This is a genomic window from Xanthomonas sp. NCPPB 3569 (assembly GCF_041475645.2).
Lineage (GTDB): Bacteria > Pseudomonadota > Gammaproteobacteria > Xanthomonadales > Xanthomonadaceae > Xanthomonas > Xanthomonas phaseoli.
This window is the reverse complement of sequence record NZ_JCAQOA010000002.1, coordinates 1-12267: the sequence shown is the minus strand read 5'-3', so window position 1 is coordinate 12267 and position 12267 is coordinate 1. Positions and strand designations below refer to the sequence as shown.

Genomic DNA, 12267 nt, shown 5'->3' with positions numbered 1-12267 from the left:
CCAGGGTCATGCCCTGCCTCGAAGTCCGGTTAATCACTCCCTGCTGACCCGCTGTTGTTCTTTGCGGGAGGGGCGCAGCCCCTCTATCGAGCTTCTAACGTTGTCGTCGTCGCGTAGCGGCGGCGACGCCGATTTGCTGTTGATTTTCTACTGACTGTGCTTTCAACCAAAGGTTGACTGGATGGCCTGCCAAATAAATAGGACAAATAACGCCATTTCTCCACAGGCTTATCCCCCGCTACGGTGGATAACTTGGCGTGCGGCATGGCGTTGAGGGGTTCGGATTGGTGATCGAGGTCGCCGCAGGCGATGCGGCTCGCCTTTTCGCGGCAGATTGGCCGGCGTGGACGCCTGTTTTTGCGGCATCGGGCAGGGACGAGCCTGCCGGCGATGGCTAGTTGAACAGTGCGAGGATGTCGGAGATGTGCTGCACGGCGCTCTGTGCGCCGCCTGGCGGATCGCCCGTGGCACGGTGCGCCGCAGGACGGGCAGCGCCCGTGCGCGGCGCGGTACGCGGCTCCCGGGCAGGCTGACGGCGTGCGTGCGCCTGCGTGAAGGACGCAACGCCTGTGCCGCGTGCCTGGTCGGCATGCTTGCGATCGCGCTTGAGCAACCTGCTCGTCCCCACCATGTCGCACAGCCGCTGGAAGTTGAGCCGGCGCACGCCCGCCTCGCTGCACCACAGGTCGCCGCCCTCGGCGTCTTTGGTGTGTCGCCACACCTGTTTGGTCGGGAATGCCCAGCCAAGGCTCACCATCATGTCGAGCGAGCGCCGTGCGCGCCGCTGCTCGGCGTCGCTCTGTCCGCCATAGGCGAGTTGGGCGAGGTCGGGCAGCGTGTAGCGCTGCCAGGGGCCACCGCCCTGGCGTGGCTTGCCCACAAAGCCGGTGCGCACGTCAGCCAGGTAGAGCAGCGCCACGGCCATGGCCAGCAACGAGTCGGCCCCGTCCTTGCGCAGTCCGCGCACCCGCGTCAGCGCCTTGTCCAGGGCATAACCGGCCACGATGACGTTGTGGCGAATCCGCTTCCACGCCCCTTTTCGTTCTTCCAGGGCGCGCACCAACCCGGCTCGGGTGGCATCCAACACGCCCGGCCGGCGCTTCTTGCCGGCCAGCGGCTTGGGCTGACGCCAGTGCACACGCTTGTGCGGCCGACCGCTGTGAGCGGTCGGTTCGGGGCCTTGAGCGTGTAGGCCTGTGTCTACTGCTGGCATGTCCCGCGCCGATGAACGGCAGCGGGGCAAGGTGGTCGGCGTTTCGGCCTTTGCATCCTTTTCCCTCTTGCACGGCTTCGCCGGCGGGATTAGGATGGAGCTATCGACTAGCCCATTGACTGGTTTTGTCCCGCCAGCCCAGTGATGAAAAAGCCGCCCTGCCAGGGGCGGTTTTTTCGTTTTCGGCATCCGCCTATTACACCGGCGGGGTGCCTCGTTGTTTTGGTACGTCTGGTGCTGAATCTACCTTGTTGCAGGCGCAAGCGTACTCGCAGGAAAGGAAAGGTGGTGGACGGTACGCGGCTATCAAAACCGGATAGGAAAGAGCGATAACCGGCAGGCCTTGCGGCCTCCGCGCACCGCCCACCATAGAACTGGCAAGCCAAACAAAAGCGCCAGCATCGAACGATGGGCGCTTGCGCGCTCTTTCCACCTTTATCGGTTTGATAGGCCGAATCGCTGATTGTGCAGCGATAGCTCAATCCTCTCGCCAACCGGCGCGCGTGTCAAGAATGGGCAGACCTGCATCGAAGCTGCGCCTCCATTGTGTTCCCATACACAGGCCCACACCGGCAACCTCTTTAAACCGTCGCCATCTCTACTGCCGCCGCCGCTTTGGCTTGCAGGTTGAGGAGCGTGGCGATGACGGCGTGCAAGTCGACGTACTGGGTGTGACGTTGGAAGGCAGCTGCCGGCGATTCCGGGTCACTTGGATCGGTCTGCAAATGCTCTTGGAACTGCTCGGCCAGCAAACCAGCCATGAAAGCGACGTGCGCGTGGTTGGCCTGCAACACGCTGCGGCCAATGGCCTCGAAGTTGTGCAGGCTGTCAGATAGCCACATGACATCGCGCGCCGCACGACTGGCGGGGGCGGCATCCGCGCTGTAAGCACAGTATTGCCGGATGGCCAATGCAGTGTTGCCTGTAAACCGTACTAGGTTGGCAAGTTCATCGGTGTAGTTGATGCCCATGGTTTTTGGCTTTATTGTTTGGTTTCGATTGAACCCAAAGCGCAGGGACCCGCCAAGACTCCGGAAGCGCTCACTCTATTGCGCTTCTCCATGCTCTGCTGACATATTAAATATGCAGCCCCTTTAGTGCGCCGACCCACATCATCCACGGACGGCCTAACCGGGGGCTTTTTTGTGCCTGAGTGAGAGGGTCGGTCACGCCGAGCAAACGGCGTTCATGGAGGCGGTGGCGCAAGGCCGTCCGCGTGCAGATCATCGAGTCCGTCTGACCCTCTGGTGGTAACGCGCTCCCTCACTTGATGCACCACACCCCGCCACTCACGCGCTAACACTCCCTTGACGGAATTTTCGGCGATTCCGGCTTAGAAATCCCTTGACGATGAGCGTGCGACCTAGCCAGCCGCTCATTGTCGCCAACAAAACTCTCAGGCTCTGTGCTGGGAGTTTTGTTGGCGACAGCTCTCTGTCATTTGGGGACGAAAACATCGCTGTTGGTCAGCATGTGGTCCCACGAATACTGGGAACCGGTCCGCACCAAGTGCCAGACTGTGGTGATGGTCGGCACGCCGCCAGACGCATCACAGGTACCGGTCCAGGCAGTCATGCTGCCGTAGTTACCCCACTGCACCGAAAAAGTGATGGCGGGCAGTTTGCTCAATGCCGTCGACCCAGCAACCGGATTGGCAAACCAGCCGACCAGTGGATACACCGAACCAGTGGTACCGGAAGGCGAGATGTACGTACCCGAGAGCTGCCCGGAGGTCTGTACGGCGGTGATCGTGAGTGTGGAACCCAGCTGGTTTTTCCATTCGCCTACCGGGTTGTTGCAGGTTGGCGCTGCCTGGGCGAGCGAGATGCAACTTCCGAGCAGCACAACGCAGGCAGCACATTGACGCATGGACATGGACATCATCAGTTCTCCTCGTAATCAAGCCGACGAAAGGCGGCGGTTTCAAGCCAACGACTAGGTAGCACGAACCGGATCCGCATTGCTGGGATGGCTGTCTCCATCCCTTACTCCTTGACGACAGTCCTGAAACGAACCTGTCCAGACCTCGGTCACCAGCTGTTAGCTCTTGCAGCCCGTCCGGTGCACTGCGCGTAGTGCGCGAAACCCTTCTCGCAGCAGCGAAGCCCAGATGACCCGGTGCGTAGCTGCAGCGCCAAATCAGAAACTCCCGCATCCCGCCTATCGGCGCATATCGACAATCAAAGCGTCATCCCGCATCGCTCAGAGACGCTATGAACGACTACGGTTCTTATCGCTACCTGCCTGCCGATGGTTGGTACGCCACCTATCCACAAGCTGCCGGGGCCGATGAGCCACGCATCTTCCAGCGCGTGGCCCTATGGCGGGTGGCCCCGCATGGAACGATCGTTGGCCTGATCTCTTCGCCCGACAATAGCCAAGATGAGAGCGAATCGCAGCTTCTGAGCGCACCGCGCGGTCTAGGCGTCCACTACATCCACATTGATGATCTGACCGCAGAGGAACGCCAGGAGATCCGCAACCGACGTTTCAGTTGATCGCTTTTGCGAGGTCTGCGACCTGATCTTGCCACCAACGGCCCATCCACTACCTCGTCTCTTTCGAGGTTTGGCACGCTGCAACTGTCTTGCGGTGAGTGTACGAGGTCACTGGGTTGTGTGATGCGACCCGTCCACCGCGCCGCCAGCGCAGCGCAGGTGGCGTTCAACGGTGAGCTTTCGGCATGGACAGCTTGGCGTACTCGGCAAGACGTTCTCTGGCCTCACTAATATCGAACGCGCTGGGGTCGAATGGGCCACCTAACCACTCGGTGAGTTCACGTCGGCGAGTACTGCTGCGCCCAGCAAGTACCCTGAGCATCTCCGCATAGCCCCATGGGCCGCCGCAGTCCTCCGGTGGACAAGCGTTCTTGCCGGTAATCAAGTGCGGGTAACTCTCTGTTGGTTTTTCCATCATCTTCTCGACTGTCACTCGATGTTGCCAGTCATCGCCAAAGTCATAGGTGTAGATCAGCGTCTCTCCAATGCCAGAGACATCGCACAAGCGGCGCTTACTGGGAATCTCGCTGCCATTGCCATGCCCGAATGAGAACAGGTGCATCAATTCCCAGCCCATCGCGCCCTGGATGAAGTAGTGCAACTGCGACAATTCCACATCAGCGTAGGTGTCGAGCCGACGCCACACTGTGGGGGTGATGCCAAGCAACTGGATTTTGAGCCTCCATACAGGCGGGTGGCTGACCATCGAAACGGACACCTTAGGGGAGCGTAATGCGTTCATGGGGGGCCTCTGGATCATGGTCGGCGTTGTCGGTCTGCCCGGTTGCTGCTTGCAGGGCGTCAAACTCGCTATCGGTCTGGGCGCGTAGCAGCGAGGCGGTCAACTTGTCCAGCAACGGCGTGCGCCCGCTGAAGACCCGTTCCACCGATGCGATCAGGGCGTTATAGAAGCCCTCCCCGGCTGCGTTGCTGGCGGGTGTGGCTGCCGGAAGCCGTGCAAACAGGTTCTTGGTCGTGAGCGTGGTCAGCTCCACCAGCATCTGATTGCCGAAGTGCACGTTGCGCACCTCGTTGCGCAGCGAGCGCAGTTCCTTCAAGACCAGCATTTCCTCGGCTTTGGCGTGTTCGGGGTCGTATCGCTCGGCCAGCGCGGCTTCCACCACCGCGCGCAACGGGATGCAGCGCTCAGCGGCTTCACGCTTGGCGAGCTGCATGAACCGGGTTTCGACTTGGGTATGCAGGATGGTCTTACCGGCAGATTTCTTCATGGGAGCATGTAGTCCATGTCGTCGTCGGCTGCATCCATGCCATCGGCTTTGGCGGCGGGACTGACGGTGAGTTCATGGGTGTCGATGTCGGCATCGAGCGTGGACGCGGCTTCGACGGCCACCTCCGGTGCGGGCGTTGGCTCTGGGTCCAGCTCGCGCGCGTCTTGGACGGCGGGTTGCAAGGCGGCCGCCACCGCGACTGGCACCACAGCGGGAGGCAGCTTGCCCCACGGATTGCCGGCCACTGGCGGCCCGTAGGGGTATGGCCTGGCTGCGGTGTTGGCGACGGGAGCGTACTTGTGGGTCGGGTCCAGCACCTTGCCGCGCGCATCGGTCGGCGGCACCAGGTCGCGGAACTTGGCGTCGCTGTAATATTTGATCTTGACCGCCATGATCGGCGGCAGGCCTGCTACCACGATGATCTTCTTGGTCGGGTCCATTTCCCGCACCTCGCCTGGCGTCATCAAGGCGCGAGCTGATTCCTGGTTGGACACCATCACGTGTCCCAGCCAGCCAGACAACCGCCCTCCGGTGTAATTGGTCTGCTGGTGAATCTCGGTCGTCATCCCGAGTGAATCGCTGATGCGCTTGGCCGTTTCGTCGGTGTTGGGCGCATACCACACGTGGATATGCGCACCATCCATGACGGTATTACTCGGCCCGTAATACTTCACTATTTGGTTATAGCTCTGGTTGATCATCATGCACTTGATGCCATAGCCGGCGACGTAGCCCAGCCCTTCCTCAAAGAACTCCAACTTGCCCAGCGATGGGAACTCATCGACCAGCAGGAGTAGCCGGTGCTTGTTGCCCTCTGGGTGCAATTCCTCGGTGAGCCGGCGGGTGATCTGTTGCAGCATCAGCCGGAACAGCGGCCGCAAACGCGACTTGTCGCTCGGCGGGCTGATCAGATACAGCGACAACGGATATTTGGCGCGCATCAGGTCGGTGATGCGGAAGTCGCTTTCACACGTTGCGGCCTGCACGATGGGGTCGTAGTACAGGTTGAAGAAGCTGCGCGCGGTGGAATGCACACCGCTGCGCTCGTTGGCGCTCTTGTTGAGCATGGCCCTGGCCCCGATCGCAACGACCGGGTGCACCGTGCCGTTGCGGTGCTTGGTGTCGAGCATGTATTGCAGCGTGGCTTCCATCGTCCGTTCCGGGTTGTCCAGGAACATGGCGATGCCGGCCAAGGTCTTGTCCGGCTCGGCGTATAGGACGTGCAGCACCACCGCTAGCAGCCACGAGTCGGCCTCCTTGCTCCAATGGTCGGGTTTGCCCTTGCCATCCGGGTCCACCAGCATGTCGGTGACGTTCTGGGCATCCTTGACCTCGTTGTCACCGGGGCGGATCTCGGCCAGCGGATTGAACCGGCAGGTGTCGCGCTGGGTTGGGTTGAATTTCAGGACGTAGCCGATCCGGCTCCGGTAACCCGATGTCAGTTCCCAATTCTCGCCCTTGATGTCGTTGACCACTACGCTGGCCTGCCAGTTCAGCAGCGTGGGCACGACGATGCCCACGCCCTTGCCCGACCGGCTTGGGGCGGTGACTTCCAGATGCTCAGGACCGTCATGGGTCAGGTAACGGCCGTCCTCGGTCAGCCCCAGCACCACGCCGGCCTGCCCCAGCAGCCCCGATTTTTCGATTTCTTTGGCCTCTGCCCAGCGCGCCGAGCCGTGCGTCAGCACGTCCTCCTGGGCGCGGGTTCGGTAGATGACCACCGCCACCATGACCACGAAACCCAGCACCGCAGATGCGCCAACGATGTAGATGGCGCGCGTGAAGATGTCCGGCGCGTAGGCGTTGTAGTCCCACAGCCACGGGAAGTACGACCAGGGCGCATAGATCCCGTGCCCCTGGATCTGGAACCAGGGCGCGCCGAGCTGGGGCTGGTAGGCCAGCGCGTAGGCGACGTACTGGCCCGCTGCCCACACCCCCAGAAAGATGCAGACCACGCAAGCGACCATGGGACCGCCCCGCAGTCCGCCAGCATGGCGCGTTTTTTCGCGTTGTTTGCTTTGTGGTGCCATCGGTTTAACTCCGTGTGAGTCCTAACGATTTGCCCTTGTCCAGCACATCCATTGCCGCGAAGCGGATGCGCACCGACTGGAAGGCTTGGTTCATGCTCTGGCCCTTCGCCAGCTGCACCGCGACGGTGTTGCCTCGCTGGCTTTGCAGGCCGTCCTTCGCCGGCACCACCGCAAACGCTCCGTTCTGCACAATCACCGCATGGGGGCCGCTGGGCAGGTTCTCGATGGCTTCCACGGTGCCCTGAAAGCGGCGGGCCACATCGAGATTTACCGGCTGGCCGTGCTTGGACGCTAGCCGTTTCTGTGCATCGGCCAGCTCCATGCCGCGCATGTCTTCGTCAAAGCCGGCCTTGAGGCGCACGCCCGCAGGAGTGCGCTCGGCCATCCGCAGTGCGACCAGGCGGTCCGTGCGCGCTTCCAGCGCTTCCAGGAATTGCGCTTGCGTGCGGGTGCGGCTGGTGGCGCCCTTCATCTGCTCAAGGCGACCAGCGGCCAGCTGGTCGTCCAGGAACGTGCGGGCCATGACCTGGCTCTGCTGAGGCAGTGGCCCCTTTCCAAGCACGTCCAGGCGCACAAAGGCGCGCTTGGGGTCGCTGAGTGTGGGATCAGCGTTGACACGCTCCACCAGGTCGGCCGGCACCTGAAAGGTGCCGTCCTCCAACTTGGTCACATGGCCTCGGTGCGCCAAGGCGTCCATACGCCGCACGTGCGCCTCGATGTAGGACTCTGGCGTTGCGTTGCCGGGCAGACGTTTCGGGTCCCATTCCTTGACCTCTTCCAGGTGTGCCTCAGGGGAATAGATCTCATCCTTCAACCGCCGCAGCACGTTTTTGTCTGCCGCCGTGGCGACCGGCGGCGTGTAGCTGTCGAGGGTCACGGTGTCACCGATTTGCCCGCGCTCGACCAGGTGCCGCTCCGATGGGGCACTGAGCGTTGCGTAATGCACTTGGCCGTCGAAGCCGGCGACGACGACGTATTCGGCACCCGATCGCTTGTCGGCCTGCCCACGGTCGAGAATGACGCCCTGGACCGGTCCAGATGTCTCTAGGCTCTTTTCGTCAGCCAGTAGCCCGCTCTGGCTCCGCTCGGCTCGAAGATACGGCTTCAACAGTCCTGCCACCTGGTGTTTCTGCACCATCGCGCGCTCCATATCGCGCAGCTCGTCGGCAAAGCCGGTCTTCAGGCGCACCCCACCAGGAGTGCGCTTGGCCAGCTGCAACTCAACCAACGGTCGGCACGCGCTTCCAGTGCGTCTAGGAGCTGCACCTGGGTACGTGTGCGGATCGTGGTGTTCTTCAGCTGCTCAAGGCGACCAGCGGCCAGCTGCTCGTCCAGGAACGTGCGTCCAATGACCTGGCTCTGACGGTTGAGTGCGCCTTGGGCCTTAATGTCCAGACGCACGAACGAGTTTTTGTCACGGGCGTTGGCTGGATCACCATTGAGCCGCGCCAAGAGGTCTGCCGGCACACGGAACGTGCCATCAGGGAGCTTGGTGACGTGTCCCCGGCTCGCCAGTGCTTCCATGCGATTGACGTGTGCATCAACGTAGGACTCCGGCGTTGCATTCGCCGGCAATCGCTTCTGGTCCCACGCTTTCACCTCGGCTAGATGCGCGTCCGGGACATAAACGCCATTCTTCAAGCGCCTTAGCACGTTCTTGTCCGCCGAGGTCGCGGCTGGCGGCGTGTAGGTGCCCAGCTCCACGGTGTCGCCGATGCGTCCGCGCTCAGGCATGTGCCGTTCCGAATGCATGCTAAGCGTCGCGTAATGCACCTGGCCGTCGAATCCGCCAACGATGACGTATTCAGTCCCTGACAATTTGTCTGCCAATCCGCGATCTAGGATGACGCCCTGCACAGGTGCAGCTTTCAGACTGTCCTTGTCGGCCAGCAGTCCACGCCGGCTACGCTCGGCGTCAATGTGCGGCTTGAGTTCTGTTGCTAGCCTGCGCTCTTGCGCCATCGCACGCATCGCCTCCGGCGCGTTCGCGTGGATCTTCCAGCGACCGGGCATCTGTTCGGTGGCTAAGCCGTGGTCACGCAGGATCGCCAGCCGTTGAAGCCGCAATTGCCGCTGTGCATTGTGGAACGGATCTGCATGCACCTTACCGGCATGGATTAGGCCGCTTTCGCGGCTCTGCTGTTCCCGAAGCATGGACGCATCCAGACCCGTCCAACGCTCCTGCGTGACCTCCCTCGCAGCAGAGCGATAGATGTCGATATCACTCCGATACCCCAGCTCACGGGTTGCCAGCTCACGCGCCCGCTCGCGCATGCCGTTGCTGATGTAGTCGCGGCTAATCACCAGGTCGCCGCCCTTGTCATCCACACCACGCACGATGATATGCACGTGCGGGTTGTCGGTGTCATGGTGGGCAACCGCCATCCAGTCCAGTTTTGTCCCTACATCCCGCTCCATCTGTTGCAGCAGGTCGCGCGTGTAGCTTTCTAGATTCAGGTTCGCGCCATCTTCCGGCGAGACGATGAATCGGAATGAATGCCGGTCAGGCTCTGCCCGGTCCACGAACTGCGATGTCTGCTCGCGCGTGAGTTCGCACGTGTCGGTAAAAGGGCGCGCCGGCCCACCATCCTTATCTACGCCGTGGCGTTGCGCATAGTCCACATGCCGCTGCATGGCGGCCTTTGCTCCGATCCGTGGCGCTGCAACCACACGGGCCTTGATGGTGACGCGCTGCTGTCGGCTTCCGGTATTGATCCTGACGCCAGCGCCGCGCCCTGCATGGTGCGTGGTCGCGCCGGAAATGCGCCCGGTACGTGCCGCCCGCTTGGCAGCGCTTTTGACACGGCTGATGACTTCGTTGACCTGGGAATTGTTACGCGCCTGGCGGCCCTTGGACACACGAACGCGCAGCGGCTTGTCGGTGCTACTTGCACCCTGGCTGCCCTTCCCAGCGCTCTGGTCTGGCCCCGATGAGTTGCGCTTTTCAATGCTGGCCACGGTAGTTCCCCAGCCCTAAAAGTCCATGTTGTAAACTACAACATATTTAGCTGACAATGTTGTAAGAAAAAGCGAATAAAAATAGTCAGTTAAAACCTACTTACCACACACATTTATCTTATCCTTCTTTTCCGCTTCTCCGTTTTTGTCCTCCGCCCCCTCACCACCCTCGACCTGGCCACCCTACCCCAGAACCTCACCACCCGGCCTAGCGCTGCTCTAGCGCGTTGCCGAGTAGCCTGCACTGGGTGCACCCACCTGGGCGACCAAGCGGCACACAGCACCGCACAAGCGGTCAGCGTGACCCCTGCTTTGCAGCCTTCGGGCCGGTTCCTGCAAACCCGGTTGGCGCGGCAGCTGGTGACACCACGGAAACAGCATTGGATTGGGCTTTGGTGGACCGCCGGCCGCTCACTCTCGCGCCTGCGGGCAAGTTGACCGTGACCCCGGCCGCTTGCGACACCCAGCCCACATATCCGTTACGCAATCCGCGCGACTCATTGCCCGTGTTGTACATGGACAGCGCACCCAGCAATGCCGACTTTTCGGCGCGATACTTTGCCCATGTTTGCGCATAGTTCTGGCTGAGGATGGTGGTGCCGACACGGATGTTCGTGCACGGGTCCAGCAGGTCAATCGGGGTTAACCTGAACTTGCCTAGATGTTGCGAGTTGATCTGCATCAGTCCGATATCGGTACGGCGTCCCGCGCGCACCTGTTCGACCGCAATGCGTTGCGCGTCCTCCAGCCTGGTCGGGTAGAAGCTACGGGCCTGGTTGTTGATGGCATAGGGGTTGCCGCCGCTTTCATGCTTAATGATGGCTTGCACGGTCTGCGGATGCACGCCGATAGAACAGGCGAGAATTAGCGACATCAGGTCACTCATGATCGGCTCCATCTGGCTGCGCCTGAGTCCATATCGGCGTGACGCGTCCGGCAATCAGGACCACCGGCACAAACCCGTAATAGCGACCGTCGTAGCTGTTCGCTAAGCCGTCACCGATGGGAAAAATGTGTCCTGCCGGCACGCGATTGCAACCTTGCAGCGCGTGGGGTAGCGGCACACCTGTGTGATCCGTTGCAGATACAGCACCTACGCGTGTAAACGTGGCCGGGTGCCCCGGTGTCGTCGGGGTCGCAATTGTGACTTCGACATTGACGCACACGGTGTCACCGGCGACGGCAGCAACGCGCTTGATGTAGAGACTTCCGGGCTTCATCCAACCGCGTTCAAAGCCGTAACGGGGGATGTAAGCCGGAACCCCAGAAAATTCCCTCACCCCTCACCCCAATTCCAACCCCGCCACGAGCGCATCCAGATCGATCAAGTTGCCGTTACTTTGGAAGGTGTAGTGCCCGTTCAGCAGGATGTGTCGCCACGCCGCCGGTGACATCTTCGTGATCAGCAGCACGGCTTTGGCGTTGCCGCTGGCCTGGTACTTCGTCAACAGGCGCGACAGGATCGCCGAGTTGTAGTAGATGATGGCGTTGGCCATCAGCCGTGCGCATTGGTTGCTGATTTCGATTTCGATGTCTGTGTGCCCGGTCAGCTCCTTCTTGCCGCCGACCTGGGCGATGGTCGAGCGTAGCTGGTGGTAGGACTCAATGCGATTCTGCGAGCGGTGCACGCTGCGTTCCCGTTGCGGGTCGCGCAGGTAGCGCAATGTGTAGATGCTGCGCACCAGCTTATCGAACTCGAAGATGGCGCGCCGCGTCGGGTTCGGCGCGGTGTACGTGCATAGCTTGCGGATCAGGGTGCCCTGAGTCATTTCCTTCAGGCCCAGCGTGGCGACGATCCGGTCGATGTTGCTCTTTTCGCTGACGATGAGTTGCCGATCGATTTGGCCGACCGGTCGGATCAGGCACGTCTCGTACAACGCCGGTTCGTCGGCGCAATACAGATCCTGCAATTGGGCGTCCAAATCGGTGAAGCGCGGCTCGAAGCGCAGTCCGAACCAGTGCAGGATGGCGAAGTTGGCCTTGTTGACGCTGTGCATATCGCCGGTAATCGCCGTTGGCACGATATCCGACGTGTTGCGATACCAGATGTCAAACACGTGGTGCCCTTCGTATTCGTGAGCACCGATTAGGTATCCGTTGAGCGGAACATGGTTGCACAGCAGCGTATAGGCGACGACACCCTTGCCGCGGCCGAAGTATTTGCGCGAGTAGCGCGCTTTCACGGTCGGACGCTCGACGCCGAATTTCTGGCCATCGACCGCACCGTACAGCGCGCCTAGGTCGAACGAGTAATGCGGGAAGATCGGCAGCACGGCGATGGCGTTGCTGATGCAGTCGTTGGCCGCGTGCAGCGATGCTTGCCGTAGGTATTGCTGGTA

General features: G+C 61.4%; 9 protein-coding genes and 2 pseudogenes. 1 reads left to right on the top strand and 10 read right to left on the bottom strand.

The features are described from left to right. Window positions 1-394: 394 nt before the first annotated feature. The 3 genes from ACCQ03_RS22030 to ACCQ03_RS22020 all read right to left on the bottom strand — a co-directional run bounded on the left by ACCQ03_RS22030 (window position 395) and on the right by ACCQ03_RS22020 (window position 3097). The gene (locus ACCQ03_RS22030) at window positions 395-1213 is read right to left on the bottom strand and encodes a hypothetical protein (protein WP_150147830.1); all 819 of its coding nucleotides are present in this window, start codon (window positions 1211-1213) and stop codon (window positions 395-397) included. Between the two features lie 581 nt (window positions 1214-1794). Continuing rightward, on the bottom strand, window positions 1795-2184 hold the full coding sequence (locus ACCQ03_RS22025; RefSeq protein WP_039587855.1) for a hypothetical protein: 390 nt from the start codon (window positions 2182-2184) through the stop codon (window positions 1795-1797). A gap of 466 nt (window positions 2185-2650) precedes the next feature. Then, window positions 2651-3097, bottom strand: coding sequence for an avidin/streptavidin family protein (locus ACCQ03_RS22020; protein ID WP_022557741.1), 447 nt, complete (start codon window positions 3095-3097; stop codon window positions 2651-2653). Window positions 3098-3426: 329 nt separating this feature from the next. On the opposite strand from ACCQ03_RS22020, the gene ACCQ03_RS22015 reads away from it, so the two are divergent. Then, on the top strand, window positions 3427-3711 hold the full coding sequence (locus tag ACCQ03_RS22015; RefSeq protein ID WP_150147833.1) for a hypothetical protein: 285 nt from the start codon (window positions 3427-3429) through the stop codon (window positions 3709-3711). Window positions 3712-3877: 166 nt separating this feature from the next. Here the strand turns inward: ACCQ03_RS22015 and ACCQ03_RS22010 are convergent, their stop codons facing one another. The 7 genes and pseudogenes from ACCQ03_RS22010 to ACCQ03_RS21980 form a co-directional block, all read right to left on the bottom strand. Continuing rightward, on the bottom strand, window positions 3878-4417 hold the full coding sequence (locus ACCQ03_RS22010; RefSeq protein ID WP_057684874.1) for a plasmid pRiA4b ORF-3 family protein: 540 nt from the start codon (window positions 4415-4417) through the stop codon (window positions 3878-3880). A 13-nt stretch (window positions 4418-4430) separates the two neighbouring features. Continuing rightward, a complete protein-coding gene (locus ACCQ03_RS22005; RefSeq protein ID WP_209225317.1) occupies window positions 4431-4940 on the bottom strand; it encodes a hypothetical protein in 510 nt (169 codons plus the stop codon). Beyond that, the gene (traG, locus tag ACCQ03_RS22000) at window positions 4937-6907 is read right to left on the bottom strand and encodes an IncP-type conjugal transfer protein TraG (protein ID WP_244664225.1); all 1971 of its coding nucleotides are present in this window, start codon (window positions 6905-6907) and stop codon (window positions 4937-4939) included. The genes ACCQ03_RS22005 and traG overlap by 4 nt, the downstream gene beginning before the upstream one ends. 67 nt (window positions 6908-6974) lie before the next feature. Further along, window positions 6975-9604: pseudogene (locus tag ACCQ03_RS21995) on the bottom strand (DUF3363 domain-containing protein). 619 nt (window positions 9605-10223) lie between these two features. Next, window positions 10224-10814 (bottom strand): lytic transglycosylase domain-containing protein, encoded by a 591-nt coding sequence (locus ACCQ03_RS21990; protein WP_150147842.1) that lies wholly within the window; start codon window positions 10812-10814, stop codon window positions 10224-10226. Then, entirely contained in the window at window positions 10807-11148 is a 342-nt protein-coding gene (gene lepB, locus ACCQ03_RS21985) for a signal peptidase I (RefSeq protein WP_209225315.1), read from the bottom strand. Before lepB ends, ACCQ03_RS21990 begins: the two co-directional genes overlap by 8 nt. Before the next feature lie 63 nt (window positions 11149-11211). Further along, window positions 11212-12267 (bottom strand): annotated as a pseudogene (locus tag ACCQ03_RS21980) (Tn3 family transposase); the annotation flags it as partial.